We start from the raw sequence: 25,071 nt of genomic DNA on the forward strand, positions 1-25,071 counted from the left end.
CTCTTCGGCCAGCGGCTTCAATTGATGGCGGGACAGGCGGCGCAGGGCGGCCGGGTCGTTGATGGTATTGAGGAGCATCTGTTCTTACCGTGTTGGGGTCTGAAGGCCGCGCCTGGCACATGCCGCGCGGTCCGTCTTCATGCCGGGTTACGTCGCTTAAGTCTTTCTCTGCACGATCAGGTCGGCCAGCTCGCGCAGGCGGCGCGCCTTCTCGCCGAAGGGTGCCAGCGCCGCGTGGGCATTGCCGCGCAGCTTCTCGGCCAGCGCCTGCGATTCGGCCAGGCCCAGGATCGAGACATAGGTCGGCTTGTTGTCCGCCGCATCCTTGCCGGCCGTCTTGCCCAGCGTGGCCGAGTCGGCCGTGGCATCGAGGATGTCGTCGACCACCTGGAAAGCCAGGCCGATGGCCCGCGCATACTCGTCCAGCGCTGCACTCTCGTCGGCGCTGAGCGCCTTGCCGCCCAGCGCGCCCAGCAGCACCGCTGCGCGCAGCAGGGCACCGGTTTTCAGGCGATGCATCTGTTCCAGCTCGGCCAGCGACAGGGTCATGCCCACGCTGGCCAGGTCGATGGCCTGGCCGCCGCACATGCCCACCGAACCGGCCGCCTGGGCCAGCAGGTTCACCATGCGCAACTGGCGTGCCGTCACGCCGGCATCGCTCTTGACCAGCTCGGCCTCCAGCGGTGCCGACAAGGTATCGAAGGCCTGCGCCTGCAGGGCATCGCCGACCAGCAGCGCGGTGGCTTCGTCATACTGCACATGCACCGTGGGCTTGCCACGGCGCAGGGCATCATCATCCATGCAGGGCATGTCGTCATGCACCAGCGAATACACGTGGATCATCTCCACGGCCGCCGCAGCCCGGTCCAGCAGCGCGCGCGGAGTATCGAAGATGTCCCCGGCAGCATAGACCAGCAACGGGCGCACGCGCTTGCCGCCGTCCATGGCGGTATAGCGCATGGCTTCGTGCAGGCGCGCCGGCACCACCGAGGTCGCGGGCAGGAATCGGTCCAGCACGTCTTCCATGCCGCCCTGCACCTGGCGCATCCAGTCGGCAAACGTCAGCGGGGCCTGCGCGCTGGCGGCCGGCATCTGTGCATTCATCAGTCGTCCCCGCCGGCAGCGTCCGCCGCATTGAACGGCTTGAGCATGTCGCCTTCGAGCAGCTTGACCTGGCTGTCCACCTTGTCGAGCTGGCCGGCGCAGAACTTCACCAGTTCAGAGCCGCGTTTGTAGGCAGCCACCGAGGCTTCCAGCGGCAGTTCGCCGGCTTCCATGCGGGCCACGAGCTGCTCCAGCTCTTCCATCGCTTCCTCGAAAGAAGCAGGCAAGGCGGCGCTCGCCGCAGAGGCGGCAGCAGAGGAAGCAGCGGCAGAGGTTCTAGGCATATCGACCCATTCAAAATTCCAACCCGGTATTTTAGAACAAACCGGCGATGCCCAAGTCAATCAAGGGCGTGGAAATGTCAGCGGATTTCGAGCCGAGCTTGTAAATTCGGCCAATTTACTGGCATTTTGGCCACAAAACCCGGCCCCTTATGGGGGTTTTGTGGCATAATCCTCGGTTCTGTCCAAAATTTCCTCTTCATATTATTTGAACATAGGTTTTTGCGGATTTTCTTCCTTAGGTTGGTGCAAATTAATTTGGGGGCGGAAATGTCCGATCTTGCTACTTTTGCCAAATTGGCGCGTTCAAACGCGCAACTTCCAGTCCACGTCTACTTTGACGAACCGCTCCATCAGCGGGAACTGAAACAACTCTTCCAGCAGGGACCTCGTTACGTCGGCCACGAGCTGATGGTGCCCGAAGCTGGCGACTACTCCACGCTGCCCTGGGAAAACGAAGGCCGCATGCTGGTGCGCAATGCGCAAGGAGTTGAACTGCTGTCCAATGTATGTCGTCACCGCCAGGCCAAGATGCTCGATGGCCGTGGCCATGCCACCAACATCGTCTGTCCTCTGCATCGCTGGACCTATGATCTGAAGGGTGAGCTGATCGGCGCGCCGCATTTCGGCGAGACGCCGTGCATGAACCTGTCCAAGACCCCGCTGCAGAGCTGGAATGGCCTGCTGTTCGAGAACAACGGCGTCAACATCGCCGACAAGCTCAAGCACCTGGGCGTGACGCGCGACCTGGATTTCTCCGGCTACCTGTACGACCACACTGAAGTACACGAGTGCGACTACAACTGGAAGACCTTCATCGAGGTCTACCTGGAGGATTACCACGTCGAGCCCTTCCATCCCGGCCTGGGCAACTTCGTGAGCTGCTCCGACCTGAAGTGGGAATTCGGCCGCGACTACAGCGTCCAGACCGTGGGCGTGAACCACGGCCTGATCAAGTCCGGCTCGCCGACCTATGCCAAGTGGCAGGAAAAGCTGCTGCAGTTCTCCAACGGCAAACCGCCCAAATACGGTGCCATCTGGCTCACGCTCTACCCCAACATCATGGTGGAGTGGTATCCGCACGTGCTGGTGGTGTCCACGCTCTGGCCGACCGGTCCGCAGAAGACCACCAACGTGGTGGAGTTCTACTATCCGGAAGAGATCGCCCTGTTCGAACGAGAACTGGTGGAAGCCGAACGCGCCGCCTACATGGAAACCTGCGTCGAGGATGACGAGATCGCCCTGCGCATGGATGCCGGCCGTCGTATACTGATGAATCGCGGCACCAGCGAAGTCGGTCCCTACCAGTCGCCCATGGAAGACGGCATGCAGCACTTCCACGAGTGGTATCGCCAGCAGCTGGACGTGCCGCAAGGAACCAGCACACCATAACCAGGCCAACAGGCCGCGCAGGGGGAAAGCAGATGCAGGCAATGCGGCAAGCTCACGACGGACGTAGTCTGCGCCGTCATTGTCGCCCGCCCTCCCGCATCCGCCCCTCCCGCTCCAGCTGCAAGACGGCAGCCCCGGTTCACGCCGGGGCTGCCGTTTTATTTGGTGCTCGTGACACGTGCGCCTTCCCCACTCTCCCCTCCCACTACTGAACCGCCGCCATGCAATCGCTCTGGATGCTCGTCGCCTCATTCCTCTTTGCCGTCATGGGCGTGTGCGTCAAGCTCGCCAGCCAGTACTACACGACCTCCGAGATCGTGCTCTGCCGCGGCGTGATCGGCGTGCTCTTCATCCTCTGCCTGATCCGCCTGCGCGGGGGTACGCTGCGCACGCCTTTCCCGCGCGATCACTTCATTCGCGGCGGTGTGGGCGTGGTCTCGCTGTGGATGTGGTTCTATTCCTTCAGCCTGCTGCCGATCGCCACGGCCACCACGCTGAACTACATGTCCTCGATTTGGATTGCGGTGATGCTGTTCGTGGCCGGCTGGTGGCAGGGCCACAAGAAATTCGAATGGGGCCTGGCCGGCACGGTGGCGCTGAGTTTCCTCGGGGTAGCGCTGCTGATGCGCCCATCGCTCAATGCCGAGCAGTTGCTGGGCGGTGCGATCTCGCTGGCCTCGGGTGTGCTGTCGGCGCTGGTCTACCTGCAGGTGCGCAAGCTGGGGTTGCTGGGGGAACCGGAGTACCGCGTGGTGTTCTACTTTTCTGCCACGGGCGTATTGGCCGGGCTGGTCGGCAGCGTGGTGACGGGCCGTGTGCCGCTGTGGCACAGCCATTCCTGGATCGGTGCGCTGCTGGTGCTCATGATAGGCTTGACGGCCACCACCGCGCAGATCGCCATGACGCGCGCCTACCGGCTCGGCAATACCCTGGTGACGGCCAACCTGCAATACACGGGCATCGTCTTTTCCAGCCTCTTCGGCGTGCTGATCTGGGATGATGCGCCGGGCTGGATCGGCTGGCTGGGCATGGCGATCATCCTGGCCAGCGGCATGCTGGCGACGTATCGCAACCAGCGCAAGAGCCAGGCCGTGGCCAAGAACGTACCCAAGGTGGACCCGATCGCCACCGAAGTCTGAATCCATGAATCCCTGAATCCTGCCCGCTTGCAGGGCTTATGAACAAAAGGAGAGCCGCATGACCTACCAGACCCTCATCAGCGCCAGCGAATTGAAATCGCGCGCGCAGTATCTGAACATTGTGGTCGTGGACTGCCGTCACGACCTGACCAACCCCGCCTACGGCCGTGAAGCCTATGCCGCCGGCCATCTTCCGCAGGCCCGCTTCGCCCATCTGGATGAACTGCTCTCCGGTCCCAAGACCGATGCCGCCGGGCGCTTCCAGGGCCGCCATCCGCTGCCGGACCGCCAGCAGTTCGTGCAGGCCATGCGCGACCTGGGCATCAACAATGACACGCAAGTGGTCGCGTATGACGCTCACGGCGGCATGTATGCCGCGCGCCTGTGGTGGCTGCTGCGCTGGATCGGCCACAGCGACGTGGCCGTGCTCGATGGCGGCATGGCAGCCTGGCAGGCGCTGGGTGAAACGCTGACCAGCGAGACGCCGGCACCGGCTGCGCCGGGCAACATCCAGGATCTGTCCTCGCTGGTGAAGACCGTGGATGCGCAAGCCCTGCTCGACAATCTCAAGAGCCAAACCCTGCAAGTCGTCGACGCGCGCGCACCGGATCGCTTCCGTGGCGAGAACGAAACCATCGATGCAGTGGGTGGACACATTCCGGGCGCGAAGAACCGCTTCTTCAAGGACAACCTGCAGGCTGATGGCCACTTCAAGAGTGCCACGCAATTGCGCGAGGAATGGCTGTCGGTAGTGGGTGATCCGCAGGCTGCGGTCATGCAATGCGGCTCGGGCGTGACCGCCTGCCACAACCTGCTGGCGCTGGAAGTGGCGGGCTTGCCGGGCGCGCATCTGTATCCGGGTTCCTGGAGCGAATGGAGTTCCGATCCGCAGCGTCCGGTAGCCACCGGCAACTGATCCTTGCAGGGAGGCGTGCGGCACCCTATGGCAGGTCGGGTGCCACGCTACCTGTCATTCCCGTGATCCCCGCCTCCTGCAGGCGGGCCACGAAAGCTTCCACGAACTGCTGCACCATGGCCGGCGCATCGCGTCGGCGCAGCAGGGCCACCTCCGAATGGAAATCGGCATCCTTGAGCGCGGGAAAACTGACGCCCGCCGAGAGTGAAATGCTGGCCATGCTCTGCGGCACGACAGCGATGCCGAAGCCCGCATTGACCAGGCTCAGCAAGGAATTCTTGCGCGAGGTGGCGCGCGCCACTCGCGGATAGAAACCGTGCGCAATGCAGCGCTCGGCTACCAGATAACTCAGTCCGCCGCGATCGCGGTGGGGCACTGTCACGAAGAATTCATCCCGCAATTCCGCAATCTCCACTTCGCTGCGCGCGGCCAGTCGATGGGTGGCGGGTACGGCCGCTACCAGACGCTCGCGGTAGAGCACGGTGCTCTCCAGATTCGGATGCGCGCGCAGGATGGGCAAACGCGCCAGGCCGATATCGGCACTGCCTTCGACGATCTCGCGGGCCTGGTATTCGGAGGGAGCCTGCGAGATTTCCAGCGAGATGCCGGGGAAATCCTTCAACGCAGCATTGAGGGTCGGACCCAGCGGTGCCGATAGCGGCACCGAGCTGGAGTGCAGCAGGCGCAAGGCCCCGTGTTCGCCCTTGCCGATGGTGCGAGCCTGCGCTACGGCGCGGTCCAGGTCGAGCAGGATGCGGCGGCTGCGTTCATAGAAATCCTGGCCCGCCTGGGTCAGCTCGAAGGCCTTGGCCTCGCGCTTGATGAGCAGCACATCGAGGTCTGCTTCCAGCTCCTTGATCTGGCGGCTCAACGCTGATTGCGCGATGAAGAGGCGCTCGGACGCGCGGGTATAGCCGCGTGCCTCGACGATCTCGACGAAGTAGCGCAACTGCCGGATGGAAATCATGCTGTTCTCCCCTGCCCGGTTTTGGCGGCGCATCCATCTCGTTTCGAGATGGCGGGCCGGCTGATTTGATATTGGCGTACCGCGCGCGGCACCCCTACAGTGAAGCCATCCGCAACCCCGCCTTGAGGCGATGAAAGGATGGATCGTGCTCCAGGATCTCTTGTTGTTCTTCGGCCTGCTGGGCCTGGTCTGCAGCGTGGGCATGCGCTGGATAGTGCGCCGGCAACGCGACACCTCCGCGCGGCCGGATGCCCTCAGTGAACGTGCGCCTGATGCGTCAGTGCCAGCACGATCAGCACGCCCGCTGCAATCAGGATCACCTGCGGGATCGTCTCGCGCAGCGTGGCGCGGCGCTGCATCTGCGGCATCAAATCGGAAACGGCGATGTAGATGAAGCCCGAAGAGGCAAACACCAGCACGAAGGGAATCCACTCCATGCCGCGTTCCAGCATGAAGTAGCCCAGCACGCCGCCGGCCACCGCCATCAGGCTGCAGATGAGGTTGTAGACGTAGGCGCGGGTGCGCGAAAACCCGGCATTGAGCAGCACGATGAAGTCACCGATTTCCTGCGGGATCTCATGCGCGATGATGGCCAGTCCGGTGACCAGTCCCAGGTGCGGATCCGCCAGGAAAGCCGCCGCAATCAGGATGCCATCGGTGAAATTGTGCAGGCCGTCGCCGACCAGGATCATCCAGCCGGCCTTGCCGGCTTCCTTCTTGTCGTGACCGTGGTGATGGCCGTGGCCATCGTCTTCGTGGTGGTGTGAGTGGCGCAGGATGGCCGTCTTCTCCAGCAGGAAGAACACCAGCAGGCCACCCAGCAGCACCGCGAAGAGCGTATGCGGTTCGGCTTGCGATTCAAAGGCTTCCGGCAGCGCATGCAACAGCGAGGTCGACAGCATGATGCCCACCGACAGGCTGACCATGCGCTCGACCACCTTCGACAGCAGCGCGAAGGAGAACACCGCCGCAGCGGTAATGCTGACCACGCCGGCCAGGGTGGTGGCCAGCAGGATGGAGACGAGTGTGGAGTCGATGACGGACCTCGGGCGAAAGACGATGCAGGGGCAAACGGCAGGCGTGCCAGCCGCGCAGCCAAAGCCCGCTATTGTACGCCCGCCGCCCGGCCGCTGCCATCGACGCGGCGCGAGCCGGCCAGCAGCAGCGGATTGATGATGAGCACGATCTGCCCGTCCCCCAGTACGGTGGCCCCGACCATGCCGGCCAAGGTCGCCACCTGCGGCCCGACCGGCTTGACCACCACTTCGCGGTTGCCGCTGACGTGGTCGGCCATGATGACCATCAGTTCATCGCCATTCTTGATGAGCAAAGCAAAGGCCGAACCGGCTTCGTTCGTGCCCGGCAGCGGCACTGGCGGCGGCTCGTCCAGCAGGACGTGCAGCGGATGCAGCAGCAGTTCCCGGCCATGGACCTCCAGCGTGCGCCGCGCCAGGGCCTGGCGCGCCTGGTCGCTGCGCAACTGGATGACGCTGTCGATGAGGGTGGAAGGAATGGCGTACTGCTGCTGCCCGTGATGCAGCAGGCAGACCTGCTGCACCGCCAGCGAGAGCGGCAGGTAGAGCGTGAAGAGTACACCCTGTCCGGGCCGCGAATGCACCGTCATGCGCCCGCCCAGTGCAGCCACTTCGGCGCGCACCACATCCATGCCGATGCCGCGTCCGGCCAGGGCAGAGACTTGCGATTGCGTACTGAAGCCGGGTTCGAAGATCAGCTCGGCCAGGCGCGTTTCGCTCCACTGTTCCACGCCCGGCAATCCGCGTTGCATCGCCTTGTGGCGAATCGCGGCGAGGTCCAGCCCGCGGCCGTCGTCGCTGACGCGGATGACGGCTTCGTTGCCCTCATGCCCCGCCTGGATGCGCAGGCAGCCATTGGGCGGCTTGGCGGCCGCGCGGCGCACCGGCGATTCTTCGATGCCATGCACGGCGGCATTGCGCAAGAGGTGTTCCAGCGGGCCCATGAGGCGTTCCAGGATGGCGCGGTCGATTTGCAGCCGGCAGTCCGACAGGTCCAGTACCAGTGGCTTGCCGGTTTCGGCCGCGACCTGGCGCACCAGGTGCTGCATGCGCGGCTCCATGCTGTTGAACTTGACCATGCGCGCATGCATCAGCTCCTGCTGCAGCTCGCGCGTGGTGCGGCCTTGCTGGCGTAGTCCCTCGCGGGTTCTCACCACCCGTTGCAGCAGCCGCTTCTGGCGCGCCACGGCCGCACCCAGGGCGGCTTCCATGGCCTTGGCCAGTTCGGTCAGGCCGGTCGCGGCCTCGTCCCGGGGCTGCGGGCTGCCCTGCTCCCAACTGCGCTGCCATCGCTGCAGCTGCTGTGCCATGGCGTCCAAATCTTCACCCAAGAGGCGCGCGTCGCCCTGCAGGGCCCCGATTTCGTTGTCCAGCTGGGCACGGCTGATGGAAACTTCACCTACCTGATTCAGCAGCTTGTCCAGCACGGTGGTACGGATACGGACCAAGGGCGCGGTCAGCCGTCCCTCTGCCGCTGCGGTGCCGGGCAAGGCGGAAGGGGCGGCCTGTGTGCCGACTGCCGACAACGTGGCCATGCCTTGTTCCAGCGTACTGAAATGCTCCACGGCCTGGTCATACAAGGCCAGCAGCGCCGCCACGCTCCGGGGGGCCGGGCTGCCCTCGCCGAGACGCTGCAGGGCTCCTTCCATGTCGTGCAGGCAGCGGCTCAGGTGCAAGGCCCCCACCATGCGCGCACTGCCCTTGAGCGTATGCAGCGGGCGCGCCAGTTCGGACAGCAGACTGGCATCGACCGCACCAGGCTGCCCGCCCTCCGACAGCACCAGCAAGGTCTCGCCGATACCGGCGATGAGCTCTTGTGCTTCTTCCAGAAAGACCGGCAGCAGGAGTGGATCGATCAGCTCCGGTGCCTGCGGTTCGCTGGCCGGGGCAAGCGGGCCTTCCAGCTGGCTGGCCAGGGAATGGATACCGGCTTCCAGCAGACTGCGGGTACCCGCGTGCGAGATGCCATCACTGCCCTGCTGCTGCAAGGTCTCCAGCAGTGCCGAGGCGGAGGAGGCAAAGGCAGCGGCACCGCTGGCACCGGCGTAGTCACGCAGCGCCGCCAGCGTACGCAGGGCCAGTGCCGGCAGGCCGGGGCGCGCTTGCTGCTGGTCGAGGCGGGCACACCAGGCGGCGCTTTGCTGGCGCACGATGGCCAGCAGCGGACGCAGGGTCTCGCGCAGACGCTCATCGCCCGCGCCGGACCGGATGCCGGATCCGGCCTGAGTCTGGACTGCTGCGTTGTCGGTACCGAGGATCATGGAAGCAGCACCGGCTCAGGAAACTTTGACGCGGATCCGCGAGACCGAGCTTTCCAGCTGGCGCGCCGCATCCCACAGTTCTTCATAGAGCGTGGCGACCTGTTCGCGGCTCTGCTCGATGATGTCGTTCTCGCTCAGGATGCCCTGGATCTGCTGGGCCACGCCATTGGCCGAGACCGCCTGTTCGCGGGTCGATACCGCCATGCCCTGGATCAGGTCGGCCAGGCGCTTGGAGACGCTGCGGATATCGGCCAGGGCGCTGCCGGCCGCGTCCGACAGCACGGCACCATCGGTGACGCCATTGGTGGATTTTTCCATGGCCACCACCACGTCGCGGGTATCGGCCTGGATCATGCGCACCAGCGCGCCGATCTCGCGCGTGGCGGCGCTGGAGCGCTCGGCCAGGTGCTGCACCTCCTCGGCCACCACCGAGAAGCCGCGCCCGGCCTCGCCCGCCGACGCCGCCTGGATGGCGGCATTGAGGGCCAGCACATTGGTGCGCTCAGTGATATCCGAAATCAGGTCGGTGATCTCGCCGATCATCTGCGAGGACGCCCCCAAGCGCTTGATGCGCTCGGAGGTCTCGCGGATCTGCTCGCCGATGCCATCCATGGCCTTGACTGCATCTTCCACGGCACGCGCGCCGCGCTCGGCCACCACCACGGCGTGGCGGGCCACATCAGCGGATTCATCGGCCGACACCGAGATGCCGGTGATCTGGTTGGACATTTCCAGCATGGCCTGGGCGATGCGCTGGATGCGCCGGGCCTGCGCACGGGCAGCGGCCCCCAGCTCGGTGGTGGTGCCGCGCACGTGTTCGGAACTCCAGGCCACCTTGGCGGCCATCTGCGTGACCTGTTCGACCAGCCCGCGCAGGGCTTCCACGGTGTAGTTCACGGAATCGGCGATGGCGCCGGTGACGTCGTCCGAGACCGTGGTGTGCACCGTCAGATCGCCATCGGCCACGCGCTGCAGCTCGGTCATCAGGCGCAGCACGGCAGCCTGGGTCAGGTGATTGGCGCGCATGGCCTTTTCTTCTTCCTGCTGGGCCAGCTGGCGCTGCAGTTCCGCTTCCTGGCGGCGGGCTTCGGCGGCGGCGGCATTGTTGCGGCTGCTCTGCAATTGCACCAGGGCGATGCCGATGGCACTGAGCAGGGCCATTGCCATGGCGCACAGCACGGCCCAGAAGGTCCAGGAGCGCGCCTTCAGGGCGACTCGGTAGGCCTCCTGCAATTCGGTGAGGTGGCGTTTCAAGGTTTCGTTTTCCATGAACACCAGTTGCTCGGAGCGCTTGGCCGCGATGAAATTCTGCAGGTTGCCGAGGATGCCGGCGATCTGCGGCTGGTACTCGCCAAAGACCCGCGTGAGTTCCTGCAGCTTGCTGCGCAGGTCAGCATCGGTGGCGGCGCGCAGGCGCAGCATCTCATTGCCTTCCAGCAGGCTCTTCAACAGGTCGCCAAAAGCGGTGATGTCCTTGCCGAGCATGAAGGCAGTTTCCGCATTGACGCCGTCGGAGGTGAGGAACTCATTGGAGCTGCGGCCCAGGCGCAGGGTCAGCATCACCAGCTGGCTGGCGGCGGCCATCTCGCGCGTGGTGGGTCGGCCCTGCGACTGCAGCATGGCGATCTGCTCGCTCAGGTCCAGCATCACGGGCAGCAGCTGGTTGAGGCGCTTGAGCGTGGTACCGAAGCCGGTCAATTCCTTTTCCATGCCGAGGATGGTCTCGGCGGCCAGATCGGTACGACGCCACATGCGGGCCACGTTGTCCAGCGCCGGCTTGAGCGCCGGATCGGGCAGGCCGATGTTCTGCCCTTGATACGGACCGCCGCTGCTCAGCAGCAGCAGGCCGCGATTGAATTCGAGCCGGCTTTGCGCCAACTGCACGAAGGCCTGGGGATTGCCCTGGATGGCATTGGGCACGGCCTTGCCAATGCGCTGGGAATGCATCACGAGATCCGAGGCCAGGTTGGTCTGCAGGGTCGCCAGCAGGTACAGGCGCGCGCCCAGCCACATGAACAGGCACAGGGCCGCCAGCGACAGCGCCAGCACGCCCAGCAGCACCCGGGTCTGGGTACGCAGGGAATAACGATGCAGCCAGGGCAGGCGCAGGCCAGTGCCGCCCTGCCCGGCCGACCGGCCTGGATCGTCTCCGGCCACGGCAGCGCTCCCGGTGCCGGACCCAGGGGCGGCCGGGAGCTTCTTTTTCGACAGATACGGCAAGGTCGGTTCCATGGCCGGCGTTCCTATTCCCTCTTTACAGATCTCGCAGATCTTCTGGATTTCTCAGGTTTTTCTGATTTTCAGGCCTGCAGCTGCAGTGGCTTGCAGAGGCCGCCTCGGCGTCGCTTGCGACACGGCTGCTAGCGGCCGATCTGCAGAAAACGGCTGTCCTGGCTCAGCAGCGACAGGTCCAGTTCATCCCATTGCTGACCACCGCTGTCTTTATAACGTCCGGCAAGGCCCAGCAAGGGAATTTCCGCATCGTAATTTTTCGATATTTGTGTCATTTCTGTGATGTCACGCAGGCCCAATACCCTTGACACCAGCAAGCCGCATTGCGGTGCCAGACCGTGAGCCAGCAGCAGGACGTGGCTGCTGCGGCCGATTTCCTGGGGGACGGCACCGGCCAGGCCCATGAGATCGGCCAGGCCGATCAGGCTGCCGCGGATGTTGAGCAGGCCGCGAAACCAGTCGCGGGTGGCGGGTACGGGGGTGACGGCGAGGCCGGACAGCGGAACGATCTCGCCAGCCTGGGCCAGCGGGACCAGATAGCAGTGCTCGCCCATGGCGACCGCCAGGCGGCGCGAGCGCATGCTTTCGTTGTCGGAGGCGGCCATGCGGGCCAGCAAGGAGGTCTGGAATTGCTCCAGCCCCTCTCGCTCCGGCAGGCCGGGAAAGCTGCGGGCGGCCGGCGCGTTGATGACGAAATCCTTGGTGTGTGGCATACCAGCCCTCATGAAACGGTTAAGAAAGGCCATGCCGCCGCACGCTTGCGCGTACGCCGAAGCGGGCCAGCGGCGCGATGGCGGGGCTGGGCTCAATGGACAAGACCGTCGGGGGAGATGCCGTACAGGGGCCGGGCGGACGTCTGTGCGTCCTGTTATCCGGTCATGCGGGCAAAGCTGGTACTGGAAGAGATTTTACCCAGAAAAGTTCGCTGCTTTTCCGCCCGGCAAAGACATGGCACCAGCAGGCAGAAAAAAATGATGGGAAAACGCGACGAAAACCGTGACAAAGCGAGAGTTTGATGTAGATCAAATCCCGCAAGACAGGAAAACAGGAGGGTGAACGGCAACTCCCGGCCAAGGAAGCGCCGCCAGCGTGCCGCCGGGCACATGGCGGCGGGACGCAATGCCGAAGCCGTCGGCGGCGGTGCAGGCGATCAGGAGGCGATCAGATGGCGACCATCTCGAAATCTTCCTTGCGGGCGCCGCATTCCGGGCAGGTCCAGTTGATGGGCACGTCGTCCCAGCGGGTGCCCGGGGCGATGCCTTCTTCGGGCAGGCCTGCTTCTTCGTCGTAGATCCAACCACAGATCAGGCACATCCAGGTTTTGAATTCGGTTTGGCTGCTATTCGTCACGGCTGACTATCCCTAAAATCAATCAAGTAAAATGCTAAGTCAGCTATCTTAATCTACTCGACGTGCAAAACCAAACTCCTCCCCTCATCCTCAGCTTCGGCGCAGCCGATCCGGTAGGCGCCACGGGCGTCCAGGCCGATCTCGCCACTTTCGCCGCCATGGGCTGCCACGGTTTGTCGGTGGTGACGGCTTTGCTCATCGGCGACACCGCCCGCGTCGAAGACGTGCAGGTGGTCGACGTCGACTGGGTCGCCGACCAGGCCCGCGTGATCCTGGAAGACATGGCAGTAGCCGCCTTCAAGGTCGGTGCACTGGGCAGCATCGAGAACATCTCGGTGATTGCCGAGATCGTCTCCGACTATCCCGACGTGCCGCTGATCCTGGATCCCTTCATCAGCGCCCTGGCCAACCAGGAAGACGAGGATGATCGCCTGATTGCCATTCGCGAACTGCTGATCCCGCAAGCCACGGTGCTGATCTGCTCAGCCGGCGAACTGACCCGCCTGGCCGAAACCTGGCGCGAACCCGTGCCGGGCGATGCGCTGGAGCTCGATGCCATGCGCATCATCGAGATGGGCTGCGAATACCTGCTGGTGACCAATACCCAGACCGACCTGCAGGAAGTGGCCAATTCGCTCTTCGACGAATCCGGCCTGGTGCGCCAGGATGCCTGGCCGCGCCTGCCGGGTTCCTTCGTCGGTGCCGGCAGCACGCTCTCGGCAGCCATGGCAGCGATGCTGGCCAATGACCTGGAAGTGCCGCTGGCGGCATCCGAAGCGCAGGAGTTCACGCTGGCCGCGCTGGCCAATGCGCAGCGCATCGGCATGGGCAAGCTGCTGCCCGACCGCTATTTCTGGGCGCGCGAATCGGAAGACCCCGCCGATCTGGACGCGCCGCCTTCCATCAACTGATTCACTGCATCCGGACGGTATCGTCCGCACACACATGACCAAGACCAATGCATCCCTGTTCGCCCGCGCCCAGCAAAGCACGCCGGGCGGCGTCAATTCCCCGGTACGCGCCTTCCGTTCGGTAGGCGGCACCCCGCGCTTCATCGAACGCGCCGAAGGCCCCTGGTTCTGGGATGCCGAAGGCAAGCGCTACATCGACTACATCGGCTCCTGGGGCCCCGCCATCGTCGGCCACGCCCATCCGGAAGTGGTCAAGGCGGTGCAGCAGGCAGCTGCGCGCGGCCTGTCCTTCGGTGCACCGACCGAGGCCGAAATCGAGATGGCCGAAGAAATCATCAAGCTGGTGCCCTCCATCGAGCAGATCCGCCTGGTCTCCTCCGGTACCGAAGCGACCATGAGCGCGCTGCGCCTGGCCCGTGGCGCCACCGGCCGCGACAAGATCATCAAGTTCGAAGGCTGCTACCACGGCCACGCCGACTCCCTGCTGGTGAAGGCTGGCAGCGGCTTGCTGACCTTCGGCAATCCGACCTCGGCCGGGGTCCCTGAAGACTTCGCCAAGCACACCCTGGTGCTGGACTATAACAACGCCGCCCAGCTGGAAGAGGCCTTCAAGAATGCTGGCAACGAGATCGCCTGCGTGATCGTGGAACCGGTAGCGGGCAACATGAACCTGGTGCGTGCTTCGGATGAATTCCTGCGCACCATGCGCCGCCTGTGTACCGAATACGGCGCCATCCTGATCTTCGATGAAGTGATGTCGGGCTTCCGCGTGGCACGTGGCGGCGCCCAGGAATTGAACGGTATCGTTCCCGACCTGACGGCGCTGGGCAAGGTGATCGGCGGTGGCCTGCCGGTGGCCGCTTTTGGTGGCCGCGCCGAGGTGATGAAGCATCTGGCACCGCTGGGTGGCGTCTACCAGGCCGGCACCCTCTCGGGCAATCCGGTGACCGTGGCGGCCGGCATGGCGACCTTGAAGATCATCCAGCAGCCGGACTTCTACACCCATCTGACGGCCCAGACCCGCAAGCTGGCCGATGGCCTCGCCGCTGCCGCCAAGGCAGCCGGCGTGAACTTCGCAGCCGATGCCATCGGCGGCATGTTCGGCCTCTACTTCGATGCCAAGGTGCCCACCAGCTATGCCGAGGTGATGCAGGGCGACAAGGAACGCTTCAACCGCTTCTTCCACAAGATGCTGGATGCAGGCGTGTACTTCGCGCCATCGGCCTTCGAAGCCGGCTTTGTCTCGGCCCAGCACAGCGATGCCGTCATCGAGGAAACCATCGCCGCTGCGGCCAAGGCCTTCACCGAACTGGGCTGACGCTGGTGCGGGCATTTCCGGTGGCGCCTGGCCGTTCCCGGAAACGCCCGCTGCACGGTGGGTCCAGGGCGATATGAAGGTTCTGGACATGAAAAAAGGACGCCGAGGCGTCCTTTTTCTTCATCTCCCCGCAAAGCCGCGCCAGGCGGGGAGTCTGGCAGCGCTTACACCGAGAACGAGGAGCCGCAACCACAAGTGGTCGTGGCGTTCGGGTTCTTGATGACGAATTGCGCGCCTTCCAGGTCGTCCTTGTAGTCGATCTCGGCGCCCACCAGGTACTGGTAGCTCATCGAGTCGATCAACAGCTGGACGCCGTTCTTGCTCATCGTGGTGTCGTCTTCGTTGACGATTTCATCAAAGGTGAAACCGTACTGGAAACCCGAGCAACCGCCGCCCTGCACGAAGACGCGCAATTTCAGGTCGGGATTGCCTTCTTCCTCGATCAGCTGGGCCACCTTGGCGGCTGCGCTGTCGCTGAAGTTGATCGGGGCGGGCATGTCGGTTTGTTGCAGTTCGGCTACGGCATTCATTTCGGGCTCCTGCTGGGCTTGAGGCGGATCAATACATTAGATCGATAAAGCCATTATAAGCGCTTGCGGATTTTCATGCTTCCGACGATGCAGCCAGCTTCAGCACCGGCGTCTCGACCTGCTGGTCATGGCTGAGCTTGCCGGAGACCAGTGCCCCGCCATGCATCTCCAGCGCCTTGTAGAAGACGTTGCCGGTAATGCGAGCCTTGGGCTGCAGCTCCAGCAGTTCGGTGGAGTGGACATCGCCGACGATCTCGCCGTTGACGATCAGGTGTGCCGCGCGCACCTCGCCGACCACCTTGGCGTGCTCGGAGATGACCAGCACGCTGGGCTGGCCGGTTTCGGCGTTGATGTTGCCGGTAATGGCGCCGTCGATGCGCAGGCCGCCCTTGAAGCCGACGTCGCCCGTGATGCTGGTAGACATGCCGATCAGGCTGTCGATCGTGCTTTTGGTCTTGCGTGTAAACATGGAATCACCTCACAGATCTACCGACTGCTGGGCACGCACCTGGCCGCGGTCGAGAACTCGGACTGCCACCGACTTCACGATGGCACCTTCGGGAATGGTCAGCAGGCCTTCGACCCGCTGGTAATACTTGAATGCGAGCCGATAGCGCGCCTGGTCAGCGGAATTGCCTTCCGGGAAGTTGATGGTAACACCTTTGCCGCCCTGCACCATATTGACACTAAGCTGCAGGTTTCCTGCAAACTGTTGCGTTCCCCCACCACCTTGCATGACCAGCACGCGATAGCGCAGCTGGTTGGGCGCGGCCTGCTCGGCCTTGAAACGCTGGATGGTGATGCCGGGTGCGCCCAGGTTGGTCGGCAGAAGGCTGTCGAAGAAGGCCAGATCTTCCTTCTGGCGGTTGATTTCCGCCTCCATGTTCTTGACCTGGGTCGCCAGCGTGGCTTGCGCCGTCTGGGCAATCTTCAGTTCATTTTGCGACGCGTTGGAGGCAGATTGCAAGCGCTCATTTTCCGCGGTCAGCTTCTTGACCTGTTCGCTCAGCTGCTCGATCTGCTCGCCGGCATCGCCATGCAGACCGGGCAGGTTGTTGCGGCCGAGCTGGTAAGTCCAGACCGCCGCCGCCGCGCCCACAGCCACCACCGCTGTCCACAACAGGATCAGCAGCGGCAGCGGCAGGTGGCGCTTGATGGTCATCTTCGGCGCAGAAATCGTCATGCGCCGACGCCACAAGCGGTACTTCACGGCAGGACCGGGACCTGCTGCAGGCCGCTGGTTTCTTCCAGACCGAACATCAGGTTCATGCACTGCACGGCCTGGCCGGAAGCACCCTTGACCAGGTTGTCCTGGACCACCAGCACCACCACCGTGTCGCCATTGTCCGGACGATGCACGGCCAGGCGCAGCATGTTGGAAGCGCGCGTGGTGCGGGTCTCGGGATGCGAACCGAAGGGCAGCACGTCGACGAAGGGCTCGTCCTTGTAGGCGTCTTCGAACAGGGCCTGCAGGGCGGCGTTGTCGATGTCCTTGGTCAGGCGTGCGTACAGGGTGGAATGCATGCCACGGATCATCGGCACCAGGTGCGGCGTGAACAGCAGGCCGACCTTGTCGCTGGTCAGGTGCGACAGGCGTTCGATGGTTTCGGGCGAGTGGCGATGGCCGGAGACGCCATAAGCCTTGAAGTTGTCGGAAGCTTCCGAGAACAGCAGGCTCAGTTCAGCCTTGCGGCCGGCGCCGGAGACACCGGACTTGCAGTCGGCGATCAGGTGCGAGGCATCGATCACGCCGGCCTTCAGCAGAGGTGCGAAGCCCAGCTGCATGGTGGTCGGATAGCAGCCCGGATTGCCCACCACGCGCGCCTTGCGGATGGCCTCACGGTTCAGTTCGGGCAGGCCGTAGGCGGCTTCCTTGAGCAGGTCCGTGCAGCTGTGCGGCAGCTTGTACCACTTCTCGAAGGCGGCCACATCCTGCATGCGGAAGTCCGCGGCCAGGTCGATCACCTTCACGCCGGCGGCCACCAGTTCCGGGGCCTGGGCCATGGCCACGCCATGGGGGGTGGCGAAGAAGACCACGTCGCAGTCGGTCAGGCGCGCCTTGTCGGGCGAGGAGAAGGCCACATCGACGCGGCCGCGCAGGGAGGGATACATCTCGGATACCGGCATGCCGTCTTCCTTGCGCGAGGTCACCGCCTCCACCCGGGCTTGCGGGTGAGTCGCAAAAATACGCAGCAATTCGACGCCGGTGTAACCGGTTCCGCCAACGATACCTACCTTGATCATGTCTGTTCCTTGCGAGAAAAGGCGAAGAGAAAACGCCGTGGCGGACGAGCGCCGGACGCGCGTGCATGGCACGCTGAAAAGCGGTCAATTTTAGCAGGAGAATATTTCCCGCTGATTTCCGCTCGGACAGTAATTTCCGCAAATAGCCGAAATTATCGTCACACTACGAGACGTTGCGCAAGCAAGCCAAACCTGCAGCGGCAACGCATAAAAGCAAAAAGCCGCCGGCACAGATGCCGACGGCTTTCCGTAATGCAAGAAACGATTAACGCTTCGAGAATTGCTTTGCGCGACGTGCCTTGCGCAGACCAACCTTCTTACGTTCGACTTCACGCGCGTCACGGGTGACGAAGCCTGCGTTCGACAGAGCCGACTTCAGGCCGGCGTCGTAGTCGATCAGGGCGCGGGTGATGCCGTGGCGAACAGCGCCGGCCTGGCCGGATTCGCCGCCACCGTGGACGTTCACCTTGATGTCGAAACGTTCGACGTTGCCGGTCAGTTCCAGCGGCTGACGGATCACCATCAGGCCGGTTTCGCGGGAGAAGTACTCAGCGGCGGGCTTGCCATTGACGATGATGTTGCCCGAACCTGCCTTGATGAAAACACGCGCCACTGCACTCTTGCGACGGCCGGTTCCGTAATTGTAGTTACCGATCATGTCTGTTCCTTAGAGGGCGAGGGGTTTCGGTTGCTGCGCGGCGTGCGGATGGTTGCCATCTGCATAAACCTTCAGCTTCTTGATCATGGCGTAGCCCAGCGGACCCTTGGGCAGCATGCCCTTGACGGCCTTCTCCAGCGCACGGCCGGGGAAACGCTGTTGCATCTTCAGGAAGTTGGTTTCGTAGATGCCGCCCGGATAACCGCTGTGGCGGAAATAGGTCTTCTCAGTGGCCTTGGTGCCGGTCACGCGCAGCTTGCCTGCGTTGACGACGACGATGAAGTCACCGGTATCGACGTGCGGAGTGAATTCGGGTTTGTGCTTGCCGCGCAGTCGGAGTGCCACTTCGCTGGCAACACGTCCGAGGACCAAGTCCGTCGCGTCAATCACGAACCACTCGCGCTGAACCTCATGGGCTTTAGCGGAAAAGGTCTTCATGTTTGACTTTCTCTATCAGTATATAAACGCTCAAATGGCGGTTCCGCTCATGCGGGCCAGCCGGCGGATGCCTGCTGTCCTGGGTACTTCGCTTCGCGGACTCATCCTTTTATCTTCCCGAGCGCATGGGAAAGCCGGCAAGTATAGCCTTTTCAAGGACTTAGCGTCAAAAGGTTTCGGGGGATTGTGGCGCCGATCCGGCGATTTGCCGGGGTTTTATTGCTGGAAGACGGAATTTCGTTGCCGCTGGCACAACTTTGCGCGGGGCCTGGCCAGAAAAAAGACAAAAAAAACCCGGACACTGAGGTTCCGGGTTTAATCCACACCAATGAGGAGGGTGGAGGAGACATCGTTACGTGCTGCAAAAACTTCCGTTGAATTCAATATAGCAAAGCGGTTTGTGCAACGCAATAACGCGAGGCGAATAAATTTGTAACTGTCTGCAAGCAGCGTCACTGCTGGGTTACAAGTTGCCGAAAGCACAGTCGAAATGCGATAGATGAATACTAATTCGACAATTTTTCCGCAGCGCAAAAATCACGGAGCTTCACATGCCCTCCCCTGCACCGGCTGCAGCCACGCGCGTCAAAAGCTACAATACGCAGCTTCATTGAACCGATTGGGACGAGACAGATGGAATGCACAGTACGTTGGACCGGCTTGTCCGGCATGACCTTCACGGCGGAAACCGGTTCGGGCCACCTGCTGACGATGGATGGCGCCCCTGACGGCGGCGGCCGCAACCTGGCGCCGCGTCCGATGGAAGTGGTGCTGGCCGGCACCGGTGGCTGCACCGCCTATGACGTGGTGGTAATCCTGCGCAAGAGCGGCCAGGACGTGCGCGGCTGCGACGTGACCCTGAAGTCCGAGCGCGCCGAGACCGATCCCAAGGTGTTCACCAAAATTCATTTCCACTTCACCGTGCGTGGCCGCAACCTCAAGACCAATGTGGTCGAGCGTGCCATCAAGCTGTCCCACGACAAGTACTGCTCGGCGTCGATCATGCTGGAGAAGACCGCCGAGATCACGCACTCCTTCGAGATCATCGACGACCTCACCGATACGTCCTCTGCGGCCGTCCAGCAGCAGTAAGGTCCGCGGCAGGATGCAGCAAGAAAAAAAGCGGCCGGGGCCGCTTTTTTCATGTCCGGCGATCCGGCCGCCTCCGGATTCAGATCCGGTAAGCCACCGTAGTCATGACCTTGGCCATGGCCTTCATCAGCCCGCGGACCGGAGCCGGCACCTCGGCCGCGCCCAGGTCACGCGCCGCCTGGCCGTGCTCGATTTCATCCAGGCGCATCTGATCGACGATGGCACGGGAGCGGTTGTCCTGGGCCGGCAGCTTGTCCAGGTGGCCCAGCAGGTGGTGCTCGACCTGGCGCTCGGTCTCGGAGACGAAGCCCAGGTTGCGCGCATCACCCAGCCGTGCCGCGATGCTGCCCAGCACATAGGCCCCGCCATACCACAGCGGATTGAGCAGGCTGGTATGCGACCCCAGTTCGCGCAGGCGTTCGGCGGTCCAGGCGAGGTGATCCTCTTCCTCAATGCCGGCGCGCTTGAAGGCCGCTTTGATATCTTCCGTCTGGGCGAAGCGGCCCTGGGCGTCGTAGAGCGCCTGGGCACAGACCTCGCCCACGTTGTTGACCCGCATCAGCCCGGCCGCGTGGCGCTTCTCGGCCTCGTTCATGACACCGTCCGGCAGGCCGCGTCCCGGGTTGGGACGGCTCTCGAACACCACGCCGCTGATCACGCGCAGCGCCTTGTCGAAATCGGTAATCAGTTCATCGACGACTTGCATACAGCTCGCCTTTCTCTCGTTGTGATGGACATCCCGGCCGCGCCGCCTGGGCGTGCCGGCCGGGGACGAAGGAATACGGCTGATCCCTGAAACGGATCAGACCATCTTCCAGTGGATCTGTTCGCCTGCCGACAGCGGCACCACCGTGGCATCGCCCATGGGCAGCTCGGCGGGAATGGCCCAGGTCTCGCGCTGCAAGGTGACGGTGCCGGTATTGCGCGGCAGGTTGTAGAAGTCCGGACCGTTGAAGCTGGCGAAGGCCTCGAACTTGTCCAGCGCACCGGCACTGTCGAAGGCCTGGGCATACAGCTCCAGCGCATGCAGCGCGGTGTAGCAACCGGCGCAGCCACAGGCGTGCTCCTTGGCGCCCTTGGCGTGCGGCGCCGAATCGGTACCGAGGAAGAACTTGTCATTGCCCGAGGTAGCTGCCGCCACCAGCGCCTTGCGATGGGTCTCGCGCTTGAGGACCGGCAGGCAGTAGTAGTGCGGACGGATGCCGCCCTTGAAGATCTCGTTGCGGTTGAACAGCAAATGGTGCGCCGTGATGGTAGCGGCCGTCGGGCCTTCGCCGGCCAGCACGTAGTCGGCCGCTTCCTTGGTGGTGATGTGCTCGAAGACCACCTTCAGTTCCGGCATGGCCTGGCGCAGCGGCTTCATGATGCGGTCGATGAAGACGGCTTCGCGGTCGAACAGGTCGATCTCGGGGTCGGTCACTTCACCATGGACCAGGAAGGGCATGCCCACTTCCTGCAGCACTTCCAGGGTCTTGTAGCACTTCGAGAGATCGGTCACGCCGGCGTCGGAGTTGGTGGTGGCACCGGCCGGATAGAGCTTCACGGCCTTGACGAAGCCGCTTTCCTTGGCGCGGCGGATTTCCTCGGGCGGGGTGTTGTCGGTCAGATAGAGCACCATCAGCGGCTCGAAGGACATGCCTGCGGGCAAGGCGGCCAGGATGCGATCGCGATACGCACCGGCCTGCTCGGTGGTGGTCACCGGCGGCTTCAGGTTGGGCATGACGATGGCGCGTGCGAACTGGCGTGCCGTATGCGGCAGCACGTCCTGCATGGTGGCGCCGTCGCGCAGGTGCAGGTGCCAGTCGTCCGGGCGGGTGATGGTCAGTACGTTGCTCATTGCGGATCTTTCGGTCTTGGAGTGGTGTCGGTCTGAGGATTACGGATCAGGCAAGGCATCCCGGCCGATGCGGGCTGTGGAGAGCCAGCCGCGATGTCTTCAAGGGCGACATTCTACCGTAGCCGTCAAGCACCCCGAAACGCAAGCCCTGACCCGCTTTTGACCTGGCACAAACGACAAGGGCCGCCCCGTTGCCGGGGCAGCCCTTGCAGCGATGCGAATGCGGGCGATCAGTGGGTGATGATCTTGGCCAGGAAGTCGCGTGCGCGTTCCGAACGCGGCGAGGCGAAGAATTCGTCCTTGGCGCAATCTTCCACGACCAGGCCCTTGTCCATGAACACCACACGGTTGGCGACCTTGCGGGCGAAGCCCATTTCGTGGGTCACGACCATCATGGTCATGCCTTCCTGAGCCAGGCCGACCATGACGTCGAGCACTTCATTGATCATTTCCGGATCCAGCGCCGAGGTCGGTTCATCGAACAGCATGGCGATCGGGTCCATCGACAGCGCGCGGGCAATCGCCACACGTTGCTGCTGGCCGCCGGAGAGCTGGCCGGGGAACTTGTCCTTGTGCGCCAGCAGGCCCACGCGGTCCAGGTACTTCAAGCCCTTTTCAGTGGCCTCTTCCTTGGAGCGGCCCAGCACCTTGATCTGGCCGATGGTCAGGTTCTCGCGGATGGAGAGGTGCGGGAACAGTTCGAAGTTCTGGAACACCATGCCGATGCGCGCACGCAGCTTGGACAGGTTGGTCTTGGGGTCGCCGACGGAGACGCCATCGACGGTGATGGTGCCTTTCTGGAACGGCTCCAGGCCGTTGACGGTCTTGATCAGCGTGGACTTGCCGGAACCGGACGGGCCGCACACCACCACCACGTCGCCCTTCTTGACGGAGGTCGAGCAGTCGGTCAGGACCTGGAAGCTGCCGTACCACTTGCTGACATTGTTGAGTTCGATCATTTGATTCTCCTGGATTTCTGAATTCTGGATTCACTGGCCGCCAGCCTGGCGCTGTAGAGCGCGGGCGGCGGCCGTCAAAAACATTTAGCGGATGATGGCGATCTTCTTCTGGAAGCGCTTGACCAGTTGCGACAGGCCAAAGCTCAGCACGAAATACACCACGGCCACGAAGAGATACATTTCCACCAGGCGGCCATCACGCTGCGCGATCTTGGAAGCGCTGGTCACGAAGTCCGGCACCGAGCCCAGCACGTAGACCAGCGAGACGTCCTGGAACAGCACGATGGTCTGTGTCAGGAGGATCGGGGTCATGTTGCGGAAGGCCTGCGGCAGCACCACGTTGCCCATCATCTGCCAGTAGTTCATGCCGATCGCGTAGCCGGCGAACACTTGCCCGCGCGGAATGGACTGGATGCCCGAACGCATGATCTCGCAATAATACGCGGCTTCAAACAGGATGAAAGTGATCAGGGCCGACTGGAACGCACCGACCTGGATGGGTTCGGAGGCACCAATGATCCAGGCACCGATGAAGGGCACCAGGAAGTAGAACCAGAAGATCACCAGCACCAGCGGAATGGAGCGGATCAGGTTGACGTAGGTGGTCGCGATGAACGACAGCGGCTTGTTGGACGACAGGCGCATCATGGCCAGCAGCGTGCCCAGGATGATCCCGCCCAGCATGGCCGAGAAGGTCAGAATGAGCGTGAACTTCAGGCCGGTCGTGAAGAGGTAGACCCACGAGCGCTGGATGACGTCGAAATCGAAATTGCTGAACATGGATCAATGCCCTCCTGCGCTGGTGCTGCCGCCGGTGATGTAGCCCGGAACGGCGGTGACCTTTTCCAGCAGGCGCGCCATGAACAGCGCGATCACGGAAATGATCAGATAGATGATCGTGGCACCGCTGAGCGCCTCGAAGGTCTGGAAAGTGAATTCGCGCATCGAGTAGGTCGCGGCAGTCAGTTCCACCAGGCCGATGGTCAGTGCTACCGAGCTGTTCTTGATGATGGCGGCGAACTCGTTGGTCAGTGCCGGGATGATGATGCGGAAGGCCATCGGCAGCAGCACGTAGCGATAGGTCTGCACCGGGGTCAGGCCCAGGGCGGCACCCGCCATGCGCTGGCCGCGCGGCAGTGCCTGGATGCCGGTGGTCACCTGCACAGCCACACGGGAAGAGGTGAAGAAACCCAGGGCCAGGGTCGCGGTCACGAAGGACGCATCCGGCAGGCTCTTGATCCAGTCACCGATGGCGCTGGGCAGCAGTTCCGGCACCACGAAATACCACAGGAACATCTGGACCAGCAGCGGAATGTTGCGGAACAGTTCCACGTAGCCGTTGGCAATGCGCACCACCCAAGGTTTGGTGGTGGTACGCAAGGTACCGAAGATGGTGCCCAGGACCAGTGCCATGATCCAGGCGCAGGCGGCTGTGGCCAGGGTCCATTTCAGGCCCGCCAGCAGCGTGTCAATGTAGGGGATGCCATCGGGAGACATCTCCCAGAAGATTCCCCAATTCCAGTTGTAATGCATAAATGGCCTCGTCTGTGGTTCGAAGTCTGTGTTCTCGGGCGCGGTCACCAGGCAAATGCCGCGCCGCTTCTTGTTGGTTCAGCGCCTTGGCCGCCCCGGCATTGCCGCAAGGCAAGCGGGACAGTTCCGGCTAAACAAAACGGGGGACAGGCCCCCGTTTTGTTCGATTGCACGAAGCAATGCGCTTGTTACTTCTTCTTGCCCATGTTCTTCTGCGCTTCCGGCACGGCAGCGTAGGCAGCCGGATCGTAGGAGTCGGTCGGCTTGGCCAGAACGGCTTGCAGCTGCGGGCTCATCGGCACGTTCAGGTTGACACCCTTGGGCGGGATCGGCGACTGGAACCACTTCGCGTAGATCTTCTTGATGTCGTCACCCTTGTAGACCACGGTCAGGGCTTCGTCGACGACCTTCTTGAAGTCGTTGTCGCCCTTCGGCAGGATCAGGCCGTACGGCTCGACCGACAGGGCTTCCGAGGAAACCTGGTAGTCAGCCGGGGCCTTGGAGTTGGCGGCCAGCGAGGACAGCAGGATGTCGTCCATCACGAAGGCGGCGGCACGGCCGGTTTCCACCATCAGGAAGGCTTCGGCGTGGTCCTTGGCAGCCAGGATGTTCATGCCCAGGTTGCGTTCGGCGTTCAGTGCGGTGATCTGCTTCAGGTTGGACGTACCGGAGGTCGAGACCACGGTCTTGCCCTTCAGGTCATCCAGCGTCTTCAGGTTGGCCGACTTCTTGGACAGGAACTTGTTGGCGGTCACGAACTCGGTCACCGAGAAGGCCACCTGGTTCCAGCGTTCCTGGTTGTTGGTCGCGGAGTCGCAGGAGATGTCGGTGGTACCGTTGGCGATCAGCGGGATGCGGGTGGCCGAGGTCACCGG

The 25,071-nt window shown here is 63.2% G+C and carries 26 protein-coding genes; 6 read left to right on the forward strand and 20 right to left on the reverse strand.

Features of this window, described 5'->3' with window-relative positions; genetic code table 11:
- Positions 1-156 precede the first annotated feature (156 nt).
- Positions 157-1,104: a polyprenyl synthetase family protein gene (locus B3873_RS10305; RefSeq protein WP_039786916.1), complete on the reverse strand. Its 948-nt coding sequence runs from the start codon at positions 1,102-1,104 to the stop codon at positions 157-159.
- The gene (locus B3873_RS10310) at positions 1,104-1,388 is read right to left on the reverse strand and encodes an exodeoxyribonuclease VII small subunit (RefSeq protein ID WP_051156416.1); all 285 of its coding nucleotides are present in this window, start codon (positions 1,386-1,388) and stop codon (positions 1,104-1,106) included. Before B3873_RS10310 ends, B3873_RS10305 begins: the two co-directional genes overlap by 1 nt.
- Before the next feature lie 267 nt (positions 1,389-1,655).
- Between B3873_RS10310 and B3873_RS10315 the strand changes: the two genes are divergently transcribed.
- From B3873_RS10315 to B3873_RS10325, 3 genes are all read left to right on the forward strand, one after another.
- A complete protein-coding gene (locus B3873_RS10315; protein WP_276841192.1) occupies positions 1,656-2,777 on the forward strand; it encodes an aromatic ring-hydroxylating oxygenase subunit alpha in 1,122 nt (373 codons plus the stop codon).
- Between the two features lie 221 nt (positions 2,778-2,998).
- Positions 2,999-3,916, forward strand: a complete 918-nt coding sequence (locus B3873_RS10320; RefSeq protein WP_034330513.1) for a DMT family transporter — start codon at positions 2,999-3,001, stop codon at positions 3,914-3,916.
- Between the two features lie 58 nt (positions 3,917-3,974).
- Positions 3,975-4,832: a sulfurtransferase gene (locus B3873_RS10325; RefSeq protein WP_286865808.1), complete on the forward strand. Its 858-nt coding sequence runs from the start codon at positions 3,975-3,977 to the stop codon at positions 4,830-4,832.
- Positions 4,833-4,857: 25 nt separating this feature from the next.
- Here B3873_RS10325 and B3873_RS10330 read toward each other — a convergent pair whose 3' ends face one another.
- The 6 genes from B3873_RS10330 to B3873_RS10355 form a co-directional block, all read right to left on the reverse strand.
- The gene (locus B3873_RS10330; RefSeq protein WP_134136567.1) at positions 4,858-5,799 is read right to left on the reverse strand and encodes a LysR family transcriptional regulator; all 942 of its coding nucleotides are present in this window, start codon (positions 5,797-5,799) and stop codon (positions 4,858-4,860) included.
- Positions 5,800-6,053: 254 nt separating this feature from the next.
- Positions 6,054-6,788 (reverse strand): ZIP family metal transporter, encoded by a 735-nt coding sequence (locus B3873_RS10335; protein WP_034330510.1) that lies wholly within the window; start codon positions 6,786-6,788, stop codon positions 6,054-6,056.
- Between the two features lie 116 nt (positions 6,789-6,904).
- The gene (locus tag B3873_RS10340; protein ID WP_286865810.1) at positions 6,905-9,094 is read right to left on the reverse strand and encodes a chemotaxis protein CheA; all 2,190 of its coding nucleotides are present in this window, start codon (positions 9,092-9,094) and stop codon (positions 6,905-6,907) included.
- Positions 9,095-9,109: 15 nt separating this feature from the next.
- Positions 9,110-11,326, reverse strand: coding sequence for a methyl-accepting chemotaxis protein (locus B3873_RS10345; protein WP_286865811.1), 2,217 nt, complete (start codon positions 11,324-11,326; stop codon positions 9,110-9,112).
- A gap of 128 nt (positions 11,327-11,454) precedes the next feature.
- Positions 11,455-12,039: a chemotaxis protein CheW gene (locus tag B3873_RS10350; protein ID WP_286865812.1), complete on the reverse strand. Its 585-nt coding sequence runs from the start codon at positions 12,037-12,039 to the stop codon at positions 11,455-11,457.
- A 448-nt stretch (positions 12,040-12,487) separates the two neighbouring features.
- Positions 12,488-12,640: a rubredoxin gene (locus tag B3873_RS10355; RefSeq protein WP_006461975.1), complete on the reverse strand. Its 153-nt coding sequence runs from the start codon at positions 12,638-12,640 to the stop codon at positions 12,488-12,490.
- A 98-nt stretch (positions 12,641-12,738) separates the two neighbouring features.
- Here B3873_RS10355 and thiD point away from each other — a divergent pair, with 98 nt between their 5' ends.
- Both thiD and hemL read left to right on the forward strand, forming a co-directional pair.
- The gene (gene thiD / locus B3873_RS10360; protein WP_039786906.1) at positions 12,739-13,587 is read left to right on the forward strand and encodes a bifunctional hydroxymethylpyrimidine kinase/phosphomethylpyrimidine kinase; all 849 of its coding nucleotides are present in this window, start codon (positions 12,739-12,741) and stop codon (positions 13,585-13,587) included.
- A 34-nt stretch (positions 13,588-13,621) separates the two neighbouring features.
- Positions 13,622-14,905 (forward strand): glutamate-1-semialdehyde 2,1-aminomutase, encoded by a 1,284-nt coding sequence (gene hemL, locus B3873_RS10365; protein WP_286865814.1) that lies wholly within the window; start codon positions 13,622-13,624, stop codon positions 14,903-14,905.
- Between the two features lie 164 nt (positions 14,906-15,069).
- On the opposite strand, the gene erpA is transcribed toward hemL, so the two are convergent.
- The 6 genes from erpA to rplM form a co-directional block, all read right to left on the reverse strand.
- Positions 15,070-15,435 (reverse strand): iron-sulfur cluster insertion protein ErpA, encoded by a 366-nt coding sequence (erpA, locus tag B3873_RS10370; protein ID WP_008331898.1) that lies wholly within the window; start codon positions 15,433-15,435, stop codon positions 15,070-15,072.
- A 73-nt stretch (positions 15,436-15,508) separates the two neighbouring features.
- Positions 15,509-15,904 (reverse strand): bactofilin family protein, encoded by a 396-nt coding sequence (locus tag B3873_RS10375; protein WP_039786903.1) that lies wholly within the window; start codon positions 15,902-15,904, stop codon positions 15,509-15,511.
- A 9-nt stretch (positions 15,905-15,913) separates the two neighbouring features.
- Positions 15,914-16,618, reverse strand: coding sequence for a DUF6776 family protein (locus B3873_RS10380; RefSeq protein WP_209534304.1), 705 nt, complete (start codon positions 16,616-16,618; stop codon positions 15,914-15,916).
- A 23-nt stretch (positions 16,619-16,641) separates the two neighbouring features.
- Complete coding sequence (argC, locus tag B3873_RS10385; protein WP_134223286.1) at positions 16,642-17,679, reverse strand: N-acetyl-gamma-glutamyl-phosphate reductase; 1,038 nt, start codon at positions 17,677-17,679, stop codon at positions 16,642-16,644.
- Between the two features lie 265 nt (positions 17,680-17,944).
- On the reverse strand, positions 17,945-18,337 hold the full coding sequence (gene rpsI / locus B3873_RS10390) for a 30S ribosomal protein S9 (RefSeq protein WP_006461968.1): 393 nt from the start codon (positions 18,335-18,337) through the stop codon (positions 17,945-17,947).
- A gap of 9 nt (positions 18,338-18,346) precedes the next feature.
- Positions 18,347-18,775, reverse strand: coding sequence for a 50S ribosomal protein L13 (rplM, locus tag B3873_RS10395; protein ID WP_013235788.1), 429 nt, complete (start codon positions 18,773-18,775; stop codon positions 18,347-18,349).
- 633 nt (positions 18,776-19,408) lie between these two features.
- Here rplM and B3873_RS10400 point away from each other — a divergent pair.
- Positions 19,409-19,867 (forward strand): OsmC family protein, encoded by a 459-nt coding sequence (locus B3873_RS10400; protein ID WP_134136561.1) that lies wholly within the window; start codon positions 19,409-19,411, stop codon positions 19,865-19,867.
- Positions 19,868-19,946: 79 nt separating this feature from the next.
- Here the strand turns inward: B3873_RS10400 and coq7 are convergent, their stop codons facing one another.
- From coq7 to B3873_RS10430, 6 genes are all read right to left on the reverse strand, one after another.
- Entirely contained in the window at positions 19,947-20,573 is a 627-nt protein-coding gene (gene coq7, locus B3873_RS10405; RefSeq protein WP_039786897.1) for a 2-polyprenyl-3-methyl-6-methoxy-1,4-benzoquinone monooxygenase, read from the reverse strand.
- Between the two features lie 96 nt (positions 20,574-20,669).
- Positions 20,670-21,704, reverse strand: a complete 1,035-nt coding sequence (pyrC, locus tag B3873_RS10410; RefSeq protein WP_286865825.1) for a dihydroorotase — start codon at positions 21,702-21,704, stop codon at positions 20,670-20,672.
- A gap of 230 nt (positions 21,705-21,934) precedes the next feature.
- A complete protein-coding gene (locus B3873_RS10415) occupies positions 21,935-22,663 on the reverse strand; it encodes an amino acid ABC transporter ATP-binding protein (RefSeq protein ID WP_008331909.1) in 729 nt (242 codons plus the stop codon).
- A gap of 84 nt (positions 22,664-22,747) precedes the next feature.
- Positions 22,748-23,443 carry an amino acid ABC transporter permease gene (locus tag B3873_RS10420; RefSeq protein ID WP_039786895.1) on the reverse strand — a complete coding sequence of 232 codons (696 nt, stop codon included), beginning with the start codon at positions 23,441-23,443 and terminating at the stop codon, positions 22,748-22,750.
- A gap of 3 nt (positions 23,444-23,446) precedes the next feature.
- Positions 23,447-24,196 carry an amino acid ABC transporter permease gene (locus B3873_RS10425; protein WP_286865830.1) on the reverse strand — a complete coding sequence of 250 codons (750 nt, stop codon included), beginning with the start codon at positions 24,194-24,196 and terminating at the stop codon, positions 23,447-23,449.
- Positions 24,197-24,384: 188 nt separating this feature from the next.
- A partial coding sequence (locus B3873_RS10430) for an amino acid ABC transporter substrate-binding protein (RefSeq protein ID WP_286865831.1) occupies positions 24,385-25,071 on the reverse strand: 687 nt, incomplete at its 5' end.

Source organism: Herbaspirillum sp. UBA812 (assembly GCF_002296545.1).
In the GTDB taxonomy this organism is placed as follows: domain Bacteria; phylum Pseudomonadota; class Gammaproteobacteria; order Burkholderiales; family Burkholderiaceae_D; genus Herbaspirillum; species Herbaspirillum huttiense.